Below are 16,056 nucleotides of genomic sequence, written 5' to 3' on the forward strand. Positions count from 1 at the left end.
CATGTAAATTATTCAAGCTTCACTTTAGGGTCTAACCAAACATAGATAACATCAACAAAAATATTGATAATTATAAATAATAAGGCGATAATTAAAACAGAACCCATAATTACTGGTAAATCTAAGGTATTTAAAGCATTTACTATTTCTTTTCCTAATCCATTCCAACCAAAAATATATTCTACAAAAACGGCTCCTGCTAGCATAGATGCGAACCAGCCTGATATTGCAGTTACCACAGGATTTAATGCATTTTTAACAGCGTGTTTTTTAATTATTTGAAACTCGCTTAAACCTTTAGCTCTTGCTGTTCTTATATAATCTTGATTAAAAACTTCTAATAATGAATTTCGCATAAGTTGAATAACCACTGCCAATGGACGGCTACCTAAAACAACGGCTGGTAATATTAAGTTTTTCCATTTAATATGCATGGCTTCTCCAAAATCGTCAAGTTCGTAGAGGCTTCCCGTCATTTCTAAATGGGTATATTCATGCAATACAAAACCAAAGAACCACGCGAATAAAATAGCACTAAAAAAGGATGGAATACTCATACCAAAAGTGCTAAATATTTGAATAGCTTTATCTAACCATCTATCTTTATATAATGCTGAAACAATACCCAAAAGTACTCCTAAAACAATAGCAATAAATATAGCGGAAACCGCCAATACAAAAGTATTTGGAAGTGTTTCACTTAAAACCTGACTTACTTTTTTACCTTGTTTGGTAAAAGATTCACGTAAATATGGGTACTTTAAAACAACTGTAGTATTACCTACTGAAAAAAGTTTTGCTGCAGTATATTTCCCTTCCCTTAAAAAGGTGTAATCTTTTGTGTTTTTTGAATGAAATGAAATAGGTGACAAATCATTTATGTAATAGAAATACTGAGTAGAAACAGATTTATCAAATCCATATTTCTGTTTAATAAGCGCTAATTGTTCGCTATCTTCATTTTGCCCAAGCATCATTTGGGCAGGATCTCCGGGAAGTACGTTAAATAATAAGAATATAACAGTTACTACTCCAAATAATGTAAGTATTGCGTAAGTGATTTTATTTAGTAGGTAACTAATCAGTTTTCTGGTTTTAGGGTAACTTCTATAATATTCTTAAATGAGATACTGTATTTATTATTTAATGCTTTTAATTGAGTAGAATCTTTTACAATATTAACTCCAGCAATCTTCAAAATGTTTAGCGTATCGACTTCTATTTTTGATGACGGTTTTCCATTTATAAAATACCCTGAGTTTGTTAAATCATTTTTTAAATCTGGTTTACGCTCAACCTTTGGCAACTCTAAATCATCAATATCATTCCAGTGTACTTTTTGTTTTACTGTACCTTTATCTAATTCTAAAACCCCAGGATTAGATCGCACTACTGTTTTAAGAGCTTTTTCATCACATAAATACCAATTAAAGTCTAAATTATAAGCTTTATTAATACGTTTTTTTGCTTCTTCACCAGATGCTGTTAAACCAATAATTTTATAACCATTTTTTTGAGCTTCATCTTGTAATGCTTTTAATTTTAAAGCACCATCTCTTTCAATTTTTTCTAAACTATAAGAAACAACTACAATTAGGTTCTCTTCATTTAAATAATACTCAGTTAAATCATCATCTTCTGTTTCTATAGAAAAATCGTAAATAGGTGGATGATAACCTTCTTCAATAACTTTGGTATCAACGCTTATAAAATCGCCATCTACAGAAGGATATGAGCCATTTGTTGTAATAATTTTTTCTTCTCCGTTTACATTAAACTTCCAAGAATATTCTATAACTGCCTTTGGTGCATCTTCAGGCATAGCCATTCCTTCAGAAATATTGGCTCCTATTTTATAAGCTCTAAAATCTTTTGATGGCAAATGCATAAGCACATGATAACCAAACCATAAACTAAACACAAAACTTAATAAGGCTAAAATTGTTATTGGCAACTTGCTAAAAAGTGGTTTTATATGTTTGACTCCTATGAATAAAATAAGAATAAAAAACAGCAACACGACATCTTTTGTAAAGCTTTCCCAAGGTGTTAATTTTAAAGCATCACCAAAACAACCGCAATCTTTTACTTTATCGAAATATGCAGAATAAAAAGTTAAAAACGTAAAAAACACAATCATTGCTAATAAACTCCAAACAGTAAATTTAGGTTTGTAACCTATAAGTAAAAACACGCCTAAAACAACTTCAAATACAACCACTAAAACCGAAATACCTAAAGCATAGGGTTCTAAAAAAGGGATATTTAATACATCTTGACTAAAATATTCTTGCAGTTTATACGAAAATCCTAAAGGATCGTTTAGCTTAATTAACCCTGAAATAATAAATAAAACGCCTACAAATATTCTTGATATAGCTACTAAAAACTTCATACTAATTATTTAAATGAATTAAAGCAAAAACCGCATAATTTACCATGTCTTGATAATTAGCATCTATACCTTCGCTAACTAAAGTTTTGCCTTTATTATCTTCAATTTGTTTAACTCTCAGTAACTTTTGCAAAATTAAATCGGTTAAGCTACTTACTCGCATATCGCGCCACGCTTCTCCATAATCGTGGTTTTTATCTTCCATCAATTTTTTGGTAATCGCTACATGTTTTTCGTATAACTCTGTGGCTTCTTCTGTAGATAAATCTGGTTGTTCTACAACACCTTTTTCTAACTGAATTAAAGCCATTACAGAATAATTAATTATACCAATAAACTCGCTAACTTCACCTTCATCAACTTTTCTAACATCATTTTGTTGAAGACCTCGAATACGTTGTGCTTTTATAAAAATTTGATCGGTAAGAGATGGTAAACGCAATATTCTCCAAGCGCTACCGTAATCACTCATTTTTTTAACAAATAAACTTTTGCATGTATCTATTACGGCATCGTATTGTTTTGAAGTATCTTGCATGAATAAATTGAATTTTGCGTAAATTTCGCATAAATAATTAAAACCTTCAAGGTTTATGGTTTAAAGTTTTAAACTATGTACCAACACCTTTCAAAACTGTATGAATGACTATTAATTGTAAAGGACATCTTATAGATTTATCATCACCTAAAGTAATGGGAATTTTAAACATCACTCCCGATTCTTTTTACGACGGCGGAACTCATAAAAATGAAAAAGATATTCTTATTCATGTTGAACAAATGCTTAATGAAGGTGCTACTTTTATTGATGTTGGCGCCTATAGTTCGCGTCCTAATGCAGACTACGTAAGTGAAGAAGAAGAATTAAAACGCATAATACCAATTGTAAATTTAATTTTAACCGAATTCCCTGAGGCATTAATTTCTATTGATACTTTTAGAAGTAAAGTAGCAAAGCAAAGTATTGAAGCTGGAGCTGCTTTAATAAATGATATTTCTGCTGGAAAATTAGATGATAACATGTTGCAAACCATTGCTAATTTGCATGTTCCTTATATTATGATGCATATGCGTGGCAACCCTAAAACCATGCAAAAACAAACTAATTATGATAATTTAGTAAAAGATATTCTCTTCTATTTTTCTGAACGCATTGCAGCTGCAAAGGCCTTAGGTATTATAGATATTATTATTGACCCTGGTTTTGGATTTGCAAAAACTGTGGAGCAGAATTTTGAACTATTAAACAAGCTTGAACTATTTAAAATAATTGAAAAACCTTTATTGGTTGGTGTTTCAAGAAAATCTATGATTTACAAAATTTTAGAAACCTCAGCTAAAGAAGCGTTAAATGGAACATCAGTTTTAAATACTGTAGCATTGCAAAAAGGTGCCGGTATTTTGCGAGTTCATGATGTTAAAGAAGCTATGGAATGTATTAAGTTAGTTGAATCCTTAAATGCTTAAAATGAGATTTATATTATTAGGATTATTACTCATTATTTTCTCTTGTGGAAATGAAAAAACTATTCAACTGCCTGAAATAAATCATTCTGAAATTACAGAAATAAACGATGTATCTGCTGCTTATTTATTTTATGATGAAACCAAAAAAGATAGTGTCGAACTCAATAGAAAAAACCTAATTAGTACGACCAATTGGTTAGTGAATGTTGATAAAAGACTAACACTAAAACAAGTGATTCCTCATATTAAATTTTTACAAGACAAAAAGAAAAACTCTAGTCATAAAAACGAAAATGCTAAAAACTATTTTACTTGTAACGATACTAGCAGAAGTAATTTAGGATTTATTGAGTTTACAGATGTTGTTTATCATGAAGGGTTTTCTTTTAATTATCTTTCAAAAACTTCTCATATTCCAACTACGAAAAGAGTAAATATTATTTGCAGCTCTTCAGAAAAAATAGAAATTCACTTTTTTATTGATAATATAACTTCAATAACAACAAGCGAAACAGAATTGTTAAATACGATCAAACAAATTTTGAAAGATATAAACGAAGAAGTTGAAATTATTTTAGAATTTAGAGAAACCTCAACGTTCCAAACATATATTAAAGTAAAATCTCAGTTATCAAAAATACCTACAGAAAGTATTTCAATACTAAAAGACGAATTCATTTATAATTAACCATATTTTACTAAATTTACCAAAACCACTAACCTTTGGAAATTTTTAAAGACCTTTTAAAATTCTCTGTTGTAGATGTTATAGATGTTATTCTAGTAGCGCTCCTACTCTACTACATATACAAACTTGTTAAAGGTACCGTAGCTATAAACATTTTTATAGGAATTATTATTATTTACCTTGTTTGGAAACTCACAGAATTTCTTAACATGGAACTCCTTACAGGTATTTTTGGTGGTTTTATGAAAGTGGGAATTATAGCTTTAATAGTCGTTTTTCAACCAGAAATAAGGAAATTTCTACTCATGGTTGGCTCAACCAATTTTAATAGACGTCGTAAATTTTTAAAACCTTTTAGTTTTTTAAAAACTGAAACTACTAATAACACAGATGTTGATGCTATTATTTCGGCGTGTAATAAAATGAGCATGTCTAAAACCGGAGCATTAATTGTTTTTGAGCGCAATAACAATCTTGATTTTTTATCATCGTCTGGTGATGAAATGAATATAAAAGTAACGCAACCTATTATAGAAAGTATCTTTTTTAAAAATAGCCCGCTACATGATGGCGCCATAATAATTAATAACAACACAGTAAAAGCAACCCGAGTTATTCTTCCTGTAAATAACGAAAAAAATATACCACAACGTTTTGGATTAAGACACAGAGCTGCCATTGGTGTAAGTGAAAAAACTGATGCTTTAGCACTTGTGGTTAGTGAGGAAACTGGTCATATTTCCTATTTTAAAGATGGGGAATTTGTAGTGTTTGAAGACTCAAACCAACTTAATTTAATGATTAAAAAAGATTTAAGTTAATGCTATGTAAAAATTGTAATACTGATTTACAAAACACTCAAAAATACTGTTTTGAGTGTGGTGCTAAAGTGATAAACAACAGGCTTACTCTTAAAAACATTTTTGAAGACATTAACAACCAGTTTTTAAACTACGATAATAAATTTATTAAAACCTTTTTATTTCTATTCACCAAACCTGAAGAAGTAATACTTAGCTTTATAAATGGAACCAGAAAAAAGTATATTAATGTTATTCAATATTTTGCTATATCTCTAACATTAGTAGGTTTTCAAATATTTTTAATGAATAATTTTTTTAATGACGCTATAGGTCTTGACGAAATTTATGGTGATGCTTTTTCAAAATTTGAGCATCAAGAAAACAATCCTTTTTCGCCATCAAATTTCGATTACGCACAAATTAATAATTACCAAAGTTTAATTTATATTTTAACTGTTCCATTTTCGGCAATAGCAACATGGATAGCTTATTTTATAACTGGCTACAGAAAGTTTAACTTTACAGAGCATGTTGTACTTAACCTCTACTATTCTGCTCAAATTATTATAATTTCTGCAGTATTCACTATTATTTTCTTATGTTTTGGAGTAAGTTTCATGTTAATTACAAGTATAATAACACTATTAACTTTTGCTTATTTTTTTTATGTTTTAAAACGAATCTTTAACACAAAATTTTTAGATACACTTGGTGTTTTTTTACTTGTTATGTTAATTATTCTTGCTTTTTTTTTAGCACTCATAATTTTAGTAGCTATTATTGGTATAATAATAGCAATAAAAAAAGGATAGATTAAAAAGGTTTCTAAACAGGAAATTTAAGCAACTTCATTCTGTAAAAACTGCACTTCGTATAAGTTTTTATAATACCCATTTTCTTTTTTGAGTAATTCTTTATGAGTGCCTTGTTCTACAATTTCACCAGCATCCATAACTATTATTTTATCTGCTTTTTTAATGGTTGCTAACCTATGTGCAATTACAATTGAAGTTCTTCCTTTAGTTATTTTATCTGTTGCATTTTGAATAAGTTGTTCAGAATACGAATCGATAGAAGATGTCGCCTCATCTAAAACTAAAATACTTGGGTTTGTTACATAAGCTCTTAAAAATGAAATAAGTTGACGCTGACCAGAAGACAGCATCACACCACGTTCTTTAACGTTATAATTATATCCATTTGGTAAGCTCATTATAAAATCATGTATACCAATATCTTTTGCTGCTTGCTTTACATCTTCTTCTGTAATTGAAGGATGTTCTAGCGTAATATTTTTTAAAATGGTATCGGCAAATAAAAACACATCTTGCAGTACAACAGCAATTTGAGTTCTTAAGGATGCTAAAGTAAAATCTTTAATATTTATATCATCAACCAAGATAACACCATCTTTAATTTCATAAAAACGATTAAGTAAATTAATAATAGTAGATTTCCCTGCACCTGTAGCACCAACAATAGCAATAGTTTCACCTTCATTTACATCAAAAGAAATACCTCTTAAAACCTCTTCATCTTCTACATAACTAAAGTGTACATTATCAAATTTAATACTGCCTTTAAACGAAGTAGCAACATTTGTACCTGCATCATCAATTTGAGACGTCGTATCTAAAACCTTAAAAACTCTATTTGCAGCAACCATACCCATTTGTAGAGCATTAAACCTATCTGCAATTTGGCGAAGTGGCCTATATAACATAGGAATATACATAATAAACGCTACTAAAATACCTTGTGTAACATTATCATCTAAAACCACGTGCAAACCACCATACCAAGCTACCAAACCGATACTTATTGATGACACTAAATCTGCTAGCGGAAAGAAAATAGAGTTATACCAAACCGTTTTAAGCCATCCTTTTTTATGGCGTTCATTTATATTTTTAAAGTTTTTATATTCAATAGTTTCGCGAGTAAACAATTGCAATATTTTCATTCCTGTTAAACGCTCTTGAACAAATGAGTTTAAATTTGATACTTCTGTTCGTACTTCCTCAAAAGCCTTTTTCATATATTTTTGAAAAATTCTTGTCGCGTATAATAACAATGGAAGCATTAATAATACAATCAAGCTAAGTTTTACATTGGTAAAAAACATAACGCCAAAAACAACCGTCATGGTAAGTAAATCTTTAAAAATCATGAATAAACCTTCACCAAAAATATCAGCAATACGTTCCATATCGGTTACTGCTCGTGTAATTAAAACACCTACCGATGAATTATCATAATACTTCATTTTAAAACGAAGTAAATGGTCAAATAATTTAACACGAATATCCATGACTAAATTCTGTCCTAACCATGCCGCATAATAGGTAAATAGTAACTGAAATACGGTTTGAAGAATTAAAACCACAAACATAAGTATCACATAAAATAAAAAACCTTTTTGTTCTTTATTCGTTATACTATCATCAATAGCATATTGTGTTAAGTAAGGTGTAGCAGCACTTAATCCCGCCAATAACACAACTAGTGCTATAAGACTAAAAAAAATAGTTTTGTAAGGCTTTATATATTGAAAAAGGCGCTTAAAAAGGTTAAAATCGAAATTATTTTCTTTTGTTTTACTCATCTATATTTTTATATCCTCAGGATATTCTATGTTAGTTAAATATAAGGCATGTGCAGGAACAGAAAAGCCCGCTTCACTCCTATTTTTAGATTGAATTATAGTATGTAATTCATCAATACTCAATTTGCCTAATCCAATATTAATCATGGTACCAACAATGGCTCTTACCATGTTTCTTAAAAACCTATTTGCTTTTATAACAAAATGAAGCTCATCATTTTCTAAAAACCATTCCGCTTTCATAATATCACAATTATACGTTTTTACATCGGTTTTACTTTTTGAAAAGCATTGAAAATCTTTATACTCAAATAATATTTTTGAAGCCTCATTCATCTTAACCAAATCTAAATCTTGCTTTACATAATAAGCATTATCAAAAGTAAATACATTCTTTTTTAACGTTAGCCTATATAAATAAGTTCTGCTTAAAGCATTAAAACGGGTATGTGCTTCTGGATTCACTTTAAAAATATTATGAATAGCAATATCTTTTGGTAAAAATGAATTGAGTTTAAAAATTAAATCCACATTAGTAAAAGTAACATCGGTATCAAAATGAGCAAACATTTGTTTAGCATGCACACCCGCATCGGTACGTCCAGCTCCCATAATGCTTATTTTTTCATTCAATAAAGTTGACAATGCGCTTTCTATAACTTCTTGAACAGATACCGCATTAGGTTGATTTTGCCAACCATGATAACTAGTGCCATTATAAGAAAGTTCTAAAAAATACCTCAATCTGTTTTAATACTTTTGTGAAACAACAAAGATAGATAGTTTTGGTATTTATGCGAACACCATAATCTTAATTATATATTAAAAAATGTATTTGGGCGTTACCTAAAGGTCGGGCTTTGCGTTATATCTTTTTCTCGTGCCTCAAAAAAGGATGCCACTGCAATCCCTAACGCAGGTGTTTGCTAACTTTTGTTTTTAAATTGAAAGTTGTTTTCTTTTTGGAGTGGGCTTTTAATATTACGTGTGTGGAAAGTTGCATAGTTAAGCAACTAATTTAGCAAATAAAAACCGAATAGAAAATCCTTACATATTTTCGTAAATAGTTTATAACCAATTAATTACACACCTTGTATAGCTAGTACTTATTTTTCTATTTCGAATATTTCATAAAATTTTAAACCAAATTCATTAACAAGGTTTATTAGTTGAATAAGAAATTTGTCATTCATAATGAACAATTGACCGTTTTCCTTAATTTTAATATTCTTGTTTTTTTCGATACTTTTTTTAATTCGGTTTTTTCTTCCTTGTTCATCAGCAATAATGTTTCCGTTTTTATGGACAATGTTATTCCGAATATCAGCAAAGGACTTTAGTTTGGCTAGAATTTCTTTCATTTCACTGAAATTAATACTATAAACTAAAGAGAAAAAATTTAAATAATTTTCTATTTCAGAGCCTACTGTTCTTAAGTTTTTATATTTAATTTTTCTTGGGATTTCTTTCTCTGTTGATATTGTTAATTCGTTTAAAAATGTTTCTAACACAGAATATATGCTCACAATCAAAGATTTAAACTGAATCTGTGGGAAGTGTTTGTGTTTTTCTAGATAAGCTAATAGATTATCTTGGTAATATTTAAAGTCTTCAGAGCTTAAGTCAGTTGCATCTTCAATTCCGTTTTCAATCCAAAATTTTGTTTCTAAATCTTCTTCACTTTCTAAATGATTATTTGATATATTTTTAATTACATCGAGCAAATAATCAAGTTTTTCTTTGAAAACTAATCTTGAGTCTACACTAATATAATATTTATCATCTCTTAATTTAATCATTTCACATTAGCTACAACGTTTATCTATAAGAATAGTGCGGTTTTGTGTGCGAGGATTTTCCGTAGGAAAATCAGAACCTAGAAAACTAGCAACTAACATTGGTTTAGCTAAAATTAGCAATTTTTTCATATACTGTATTGGCATTAGTTTTTAATAGATTTCTTTATCGTTTAACCATTTATCTATAACAATTGGAATGGTTTTTTCAGGGTTTTGAAAATCAAATTGATGATATAACTTTCCTACTAAATCAGTTTGCAATGATTTTAAATTTTTGTCTTTTAAAAGTAAAACAGGTTTGCTTAATGCCATCATATAACCTATTTCTAAAGAGACATTGGGATTAAATTCTTCTGTATTTATTCTATCGAATAGAGCAATTCCAAAAGAACAACCTTGCATATACGTTTTAATATTTTCAAACAAATCATCTGCGTACCATTTGTCATCTGCTCGAAGAAGCATTATTCCTTTTTCTATTAAATGACTTTTTAGAACATCAATAATTTCCAATTGCATTTTTGAATCTTCAAACTTCATCATTAAAAAGCCACATTTTTCAGGTTCTGGAAAGTCTTTAATAAAACGTTTTAAAGACAGCGTTAATTCGTCAGATATTGTTACATGATTTCCTTTGAGGAATTTTAAATCCTCTTCATAAACTGAAAACTTAATTGTGGTTTCATCGCTTAAATTTTCATCATAAGAATCTATATTATGTATTTTTCTAATATATTCAGGCTCAATAGTAATAGCACCTTTCAAATAATCAACATCTTTTAGACAATCAAAATTATGCCTAAACTCTTTTAGGTCAAAAATCCATTCTCCAGTAATATTTCTTATTGGTCGCAAATAAGATATTTCGGCTTTTTGTAATATTTTATAGAATCTTTTAAGAATTTCATGTTTACTCAAATCTGACTTTTCAGAATAGAATATATGAACAGGGCTTTTATTTGGAATACCTTTATGTGTTGGGAATTCAATGTCTAAGTGATTTGCAAAAACTTTAAAATTAAAGGTGAACATTAGTTATTTGATTGCTTTTAATTAAATTACCTATAATGCAAAGATAAAGTTCTGTTTCAATGCACTTATCGGTTGTTAAACGAAGTTAGCAATTTTTCTGACAAATCAAGAAAGAATTGTTCATCATCCATTTATAACAGATTAAAACAATTATCTATAACTTTACCAACATACCTTAACTTTACAAACTTACATTACATTTAGGTACAATTTAAAACCGCTAAAATCACATATGAAAACACATCTGAAAATATTGGTTTCTATTTTCTTAATTCTGTTGACAACAAATAAAATTATTGCGCAGGACGCCACAAAAGCACATAAGGATTCTTTGGAAACGATTGTCTATAAATATTATGATTTAAACCTTAAAATATTTCAAGAAAATTCCACAGTAAACGACATCGACAACGCTTTTGAACTTTTTACGGACGACTTTACATATGTTCATCCAAAATATGGCGGAATATACACTAGAGAGGATTTGTATAACGGATATGTCCGAAATCAAAAAAACGGAGGTTATGATGGAAAAATCACGGATATTAAAATACTAAACAAAATTGTAGGATTGAACGCTGTCGTTGTGCAAAAAAGTTTTGTAGAAAAAAAAGATAGTAAAATCAAAGATGGAGAACCGGAAATGACACTCTTTGAATTTAGGGGCGGAAAAATATCTCGAATCTTTGAATATTGGTAATGAAATACAAACTTAAGTTGTATAAAATAATGCTTAGTTTAGCGCTTAATCAAGAGTTTTTTGCGCTTTTGTTAGCTTCTCGATTTTCCTTCAAAAAATCCTCGCACACAAAACCGCACTATTCTTAAACGAACCGTTATATAATACATGACAAAAATATTACTCCTCTCTGATACGCATAGTTATATAGACAACGACATTTTAAAGTACGTAAAACAAGCCGATGAAGTTTGGCATGCTGGAGATATTGGCGATTTAAACGTTACCGATGCTATAAAAGCTTTAAAACCTTTACGCGGTGTTTATGGTAATATTGATGATGCACAAGTGCGGTTAGAATTCCCAGAACATAATCGTTTTATGTGTGAAGGTGTTGATGTTTGGATAACCCACATTGGTGGTTATCCTCCTAAATATAATATGAGAGTGATAGATGAAATTAAACAAAACCCTCCTAGATTATTTATTTGTGGGCATTCGCACATATTAAAAGTGATGCCAGATAAAAAATTGAACTTACTACACATGAATCCTGGTGCTGTTGGTAAACATGGTTTTCATAAAACCCGAACTATGCTCCGCTTTACTATTGATGGTAGTAAAATTGATAATTTGGAAGTTATTGAGTTTCCTGAAAGACATCCCTAAAAACAATTTCCTAACGGTAATTTCAAAATAAATAGTTATGCTACCTATAGTTATTACTTTACATAGTAGGCAGATGCGTTAGGGATTGTAGCGGCATCCTTTTTTAAAATTAACTAACACTAAATTAGTTTTCTAGTAAATAATAAACAGATAGCCAATTACTTAGTAGTCGCGATAACGTTTAAAAAAGATATAGCGGAAAGCCCGACCCTTTTTCTGGGTAACGCCCAAAACCTTGTTATAATTCTGTTAAAAAATTCGTAATCAATTGAAGTGATACAAAAAAGCACCCGCTTTTTGCCTTATAAATTGTAAATTTGCACCTTATTAAAAAACAGTAAACATTATTATTTATGAGTCAAGTAAAAGAGAATGATACAGTAAAAGTTCATTACACAGGAAAATTAAGCAATGGTCAAGTTTTTGATAGCTCGGTAGACAGAGAGCCGTTAGAAGTTACTCTAGGTCAAGGGATGCTTATTCCTGGTTTTGAAAAAGGTATTATGACTATGGAATTGAACGAGAAAAAAACAATTAATATTCCTGTTGCTGAAGCCTATGGTGACGTGCAACAAGAATTATTTTATGATGTAAAAAAAGAGCAGCTTCCGCAAGATATGGCTCCAGAGGTTGGTATGGGACTAGCTTCGAAAGACGCTGATGGAAGAGAAGTACAATTTCGTATTGCAGAAGTTAAGGAAGATCATATTATTGTTGATGCTAACCACCCATTAGCAGGACATGATTTAACTTTTGATTTAGAACTTGTTGAAATAAAATAGAAATTATTATTTTTATTAAATACAAAAAAGCCTAGATAAACTCTAGGCTTTTTTATTTTCCTTAATAAACAATAAAAAACCCAAAGCTTTCACTTTGGGTTTTTCTCGCACTAATACTACTAAGATGTTAGGTTTACCGCAATCTATCAACAGATTTTACAAGATCTTCATCCTTCTTGATGGCCTTATTGGCTAATGCCAATAACACGATAGAAACAATAGGGAGAAGCATCCCAATACCTTTCTCAGAAACCGCCGTTTCTCCAGATACATTTAGCGATTGATACACGAAAAATCCTAGTAAAAAAAAGTTTAATATGATGTTAAGTCGTCCCAAAACAAATTGAGCCTTCCTATTTTTATACATAAAAATCGCCACTAAAGATAATAAAGCCGAACCTAAAAATAAACTTAAGTATAGTATATCGTCTTTTGCAAATACATTTTCACCTTCATTAGTAACCCATAAATGGAATACAAAAATAAGTCCTGCTGACACTCCAGCAGCACATAAAAGGTAGATAGTTTGTATACGTTGTAGCATAAAATTTAAAAACTAGACCGCAAAAATAATAGAATTAATGCTAAAAATTAAAATAAAGTTGTATAATTGCAGTAATAATTCTCAACAATCGCAAGAACAAGCGGTTAATCTTCAGAATAAAAATCATTATTTTCAGAATAACTCAAGTTTGTATTCAAAATAAAATATTCAATTAAACATCAATGTTTGAAATTTCACAACTAAAAGAAAAAAAACTCTCTGACTTACAAGAGATTGCAAAAAAATTGAACGTCCCAAAATATCGTTCATTAAAAAAATTAGATTTAGTTTACCAAATACTAGATCAACAAGCTGCAGATCCTAAAGCAGTAAAAGCTGTTGTAGCTCCTTTAGAATCTACAGAAACAAAAACAGAATCGAAACCCGAGCCTAGAAAACCTAGACAACGTGTTCAAAAACCTGTTAGAAATACAGCTCCTGCAAAAACTGAAGAAAAAGCAGTTACAGAAGAAAAAATTGTTACAGAAGAAACAGCAGAAGCTACAAAAGAGCCTGCGGTAGTAGCACAAAAAGAAACTAAAACGGCTCCTAAACCTGTACATACGCCAAAACCTAGGCCACAAAAGGATAGCCAGCCAAAACCAAACCCGAGGAATAATAATCAAAATAAAAACCAACATAAAAACCAGAAAAACGGTAATGTTGATACAGGTAATAAAGATAACAGAAACCGTTATCGTGAACCAGATTTTGAATTTGATGCGATTATAGAAAGTGAAGGTGTTTTAGACATCATGCAAGATGGTTATGGTTTCTTACGCTCATCAGATTACAACTATTTATCATCACCAGATGATATTTATGTATCTCAATCTCAAATTAGATTGTTTGGTTTAAAAACTGGTGATACTGTTTTAGGGCATGTTCGCCCGCCAAAAGAAGGTGAAAAATATTTCCCTTTAATAAAGGTTAGTAAAATTAATGGTCAAAGCCCTAATGTGGTTAGAGATCGCGTTTCTTTTGAGCATTTAACACCTTTATTTCCTCAAGAAAAATTCAATTTAGCAGGACGTCAAAGTACGATTTCTACTAGAATTATGGATTTATTTTCTCCTATTGGAAAAGGACAACGTGGTATGATTGTATCACAACCAAAAACGGGTAAAACAATGTTATTAAAGGATGTTGCCAATGCTATTGCAGCAAACCATCCTGAAGTTTATCAAATGATTTTACTTATTGATGAACGCCCAGAAGAGGTAACAGATATGCAACGTAATGTACGTGGTGAAGTAATTGCTTCTACATTTGATAAAGAAGCGCACGAACACGTAAAAATTGCTAATATTGTTCTTGAAAAAGCAAAACGTTTAGTAGAATGTGGCCATGATGTGGTTATTCTTTTAGACTCTATTACACGTTTAGCAAGAGCCTATAATACTGTTCAACCAGCATCTGGTAAAATATTAAGTGGTGGTGTTGATGCTAATGCATTACACAAACCAAAACGTTTCTTTGGTGCTGCCAGAAATATTGAAAATGGTGGTTCGTTAACCATTATCGCAACAGCACTTACTGAAACAGGTTCTAAAATGGATGAAGTTATCTTTGAAGAATTTAAAGGAACTGGTAACATGGAGCTTCAATTGGATAGAAAAATTTCTAACCGAAGAATTTTCCCAGCTATCGACCTTACTTCTTCAAGTACACGTAGAGATGATATCCTACTTGATGCTACAACTTTACAACGTATGTGGGTTATGCGTAAATACCTTGCAGATATGAATCCTGTTGAAGCTATGGAATTTATTAACGAGCGTTTTAAACAAACTAAAAATAATGAAGAGTTTTTAATATCCATGAATGGATAATTAGAAATAATCTTAAAAAGCAAATCGCCTAAAAGTAAATTTTAGGCGATTTTTTATTTTAATTAGTTAGAGACAATATTAATTACACATTCTTTAATACTCCTTAACTACTAACTGAAAATTTATTTCAATAATATCTTTTACCACTATTAGCCCTAAAGCTTTTTTTGGTGCTTCTAAATTAAAATCACAAATATCTAAATTTAAAACACCTTCAATAAGAAGTGATTCATTGCCTTTTAATTCTACAGGCATTTGATAAGATTTAGTAACTCCAGCAATACTAATATCTAGCATGGCAAGTATTTGATTTTCATTACTAGAGTCTTGACTAATTTCTTTTAATTTAATAAGTGTTTGTGGATATATTTCAGATTTTAAAAGGTCCTGAAAATCGTTGTTTATTCCTTTTCCTCCACAATCAAAACACACATTATCTAAAATTAATGTAGTATTATGAAAAACAATTCTATCATCTATTTTTTCAAAGAAAACAGGAATTGGATTTTTTAATTTTAAGACATTAAATTCACATTTAAAATTGCTAATATTGGTTTTTCCTTTAATAAGTAATTTACTACTTGGAGTTATTAATACTGATGTACTCCCAATTCTTACAACGGTAAAAGCTAATGTTGCTAGTATAGAAACAAAAAACAATATCTTTTTCATAACGTTAATATTAGATGATGTCTTTTTATAAAAAAAGTAAGTCTAAGAGGATAATATTATAATACCTTCAGACTTACTTTTATCTTTTT

The 16,056-nt window shown here is 29.9% G+C and carries 17 protein-coding genes; 8 read left to right on the forward strand and 9 right to left on the reverse strand.

The genetic code is table 11. The features are described 5' to 3' along the window. Positions 1–8: 8 nt before the first annotated feature. The 3 genes from BT151_RS09985 to BT151_RS09995 are packed head-to-tail and all read right to left on the reverse strand — an operon-like array spanning position 9 to position 2,933. Positions 9–1,085, reverse strand: coding sequence for an ABC transporter permease (locus BT151_RS09985; protein WP_072401743.1), 1,077 nt, complete (start codon positions 1,083–1,085; stop codon positions 9–11). Next, on the reverse strand, positions 1,082–2,395 hold the full coding sequence (locus BT151_RS09990) for a BT_3928 family protein (protein WP_072401745.1): 1,314 nt from the start codon (positions 2,393–2,395) through the stop codon (positions 1,082–1,084). The genes BT151_RS09985 and BT151_RS09990 overlap by 4 nt, the downstream gene beginning before the upstream one ends. A gap of 1 nt (position 2,396) precedes the next feature. After that, positions 2,397–2,933, reverse strand: a complete 537-nt coding sequence (locus BT151_RS09995) for a DUF1599 domain-containing protein (RefSeq protein WP_072401747.1) — start codon at positions 2,931–2,933, stop codon at positions 2,397–2,399. Positions 2,934–3,037: 104 nt separating this feature from the next. On the opposite strand from BT151_RS09995, the gene folP reads away from it, so the two are divergent. From folP to BT151_RS10015, 4 genes are read left to right on the forward strand one after another with little or no spacing between them, the layout of a single operon-like run. Next, positions 3,038–3,862, forward strand: a complete 825-nt coding sequence (gene folP, locus BT151_RS10000) for a dihydropteroate synthase (RefSeq protein WP_072401749.1) — start codon at positions 3,038–3,040, stop codon at positions 3,860–3,862. Position 3,863: 1 nt separating this feature from the next. Then, on the forward strand, positions 3,864–4,550 hold the full coding sequence (locus BT151_RS10005) for a hypothetical protein (protein ID WP_072401751.1): 687 nt from the start codon (positions 3,864–3,866) through the stop codon (positions 4,548–4,550). 35 nt (positions 4,551–4,585) lie between these two features. Then, positions 4,586–5,371 carry a diadenylate cyclase gene (locus BT151_RS10010; RefSeq protein WP_072401753.1) on the forward strand — a complete coding sequence of 262 codons (786 nt, stop codon included), beginning with the start codon at positions 4,586–4,588 and terminating at the stop codon, positions 5,369–5,371. Further along, the gene (locus BT151_RS10015) at positions 5,371–6,165 is read left to right on the forward strand and encodes a DUF3667 domain-containing protein (protein WP_072401755.1); all 795 of its coding nucleotides are present in this window, start codon (positions 5,371–5,373) and stop codon (positions 6,163–6,165) included. Before BT151_RS10010 ends, BT151_RS10015 begins: the two co-directional genes overlap by 1 nt. Positions 6,166–6,191: 26 nt before the next feature. On the opposite strand, the gene BT151_RS10020 is transcribed toward BT151_RS10015, so the two are convergent. From BT151_RS10020 to BT151_RS10035, 4 genes are all read right to left on the reverse strand, one after another. Next, positions 6,192–7,958, reverse strand: coding sequence for an ABC transporter ATP-binding protein (locus BT151_RS10020; RefSeq protein WP_072401757.1), 1,767 nt, complete (start codon positions 7,956–7,958; stop codon positions 6,192–6,194). Then, entirely contained in the window at positions 7,959–8,702 is a 744-nt protein-coding gene (gene truA / locus BT151_RS10025) for a tRNA pseudouridine(38-40) synthase TruA (protein ID WP_072401759.1), read from the reverse strand. 362 nt (positions 8,703–9,064) lie between these two features. Further along, positions 9,065–9,757, reverse strand: a complete 693-nt coding sequence (locus BT151_RS10030) for a hypothetical protein (RefSeq protein WP_072401761.1) — start codon at positions 9,755–9,757, stop codon at positions 9,065–9,067. Positions 9,758–9,907: 150 nt separating this feature from the next. Next, complete coding sequence (locus BT151_RS10035; protein ID WP_072401763.1) at positions 9,908–10,789, reverse strand: hypothetical protein; 882 nt, start codon at positions 10,787–10,789, stop codon at positions 9,908–9,910. Between the two features lie 232 nt (positions 10,790–11,021). Here BT151_RS10035 and BT151_RS10040 point away from each other — a divergent pair, with 232 nt between their 5' ends. The 3 genes from BT151_RS10040 to BT151_RS10050 all read left to right on the forward strand — a co-directional run bounded on the left by BT151_RS10040 (position 11,022) and on the right by BT151_RS10050 (position 12,919). Beyond that, positions 11,022–11,489 (forward strand): nuclear transport factor 2 family protein, encoded by a 468-nt coding sequence (locus BT151_RS10040; RefSeq protein WP_072401768.1) that lies wholly within the window; start codon positions 11,022–11,024, stop codon positions 11,487–11,489. Positions 11,490–11,636: 147 nt separating this feature from the next. After that, positions 11,637–12,137 carry a metallophosphoesterase family protein gene (locus BT151_RS10045; protein ID WP_072401770.1) on the forward strand — a complete coding sequence of 167 codons (501 nt, stop codon included), beginning with the start codon at positions 11,637–11,639 and terminating at the stop codon, positions 12,135–12,137. 353 nt (positions 12,138–12,490) lie between these two features. After that, on the forward strand, positions 12,491–12,919 hold the full coding sequence (locus BT151_RS10050; RefSeq protein ID WP_072401772.1) for an FKBP-type peptidyl-prolyl cis-trans isomerase: 429 nt from the start codon (positions 12,491–12,493) through the stop codon (positions 12,917–12,919). Positions 12,920–13,052: 133 nt separating this feature from the next. Here BT151_RS10050 and BT151_RS10055 read toward each other — a convergent pair whose 3' ends face one another. Further along, complete coding sequence (locus BT151_RS10055; protein ID WP_072401774.1) at positions 13,053–13,463, reverse strand: DUF4293 domain-containing protein; 411 nt, start codon at positions 13,461–13,463, stop codon at positions 13,053–13,055. Positions 13,464–13,645: 182 nt separating this feature from the next. On the opposite strand from BT151_RS10055, the gene rho reads away from it, so the two are divergent. Continuing rightward, positions 13,646–15,295, forward strand: a complete 1,650-nt coding sequence (rho, locus tag BT151_RS10060; RefSeq protein WP_072401775.1) for a transcription termination factor Rho — start codon at positions 13,646–13,648, stop codon at positions 15,293–15,295. Positions 15,296–15,388: 93 nt separating this feature from the next. On the opposite strand, the gene BT151_RS10065 is transcribed toward rho, so the two are convergent. Then, positions 15,389–15,967 (reverse strand): YceI family protein, encoded by a 579-nt coding sequence (locus BT151_RS10065; protein WP_072401777.1) that lies wholly within the window; start codon positions 15,965–15,967, stop codon positions 15,389–15,391. Between the last annotated feature and the right edge of the window lie 89 nt (positions 15,968–16,056).

Origin of the sequence: Flaviramulus basaltis (assembly GCF_900114265.1) — a bacterium.
Taxonomy (GTDB): Bacteria; Bacteroidota; Bacteroidia; order Flavobacteriales; family Flavobacteriaceae; genus Flaviramulus; species Flaviramulus basaltis.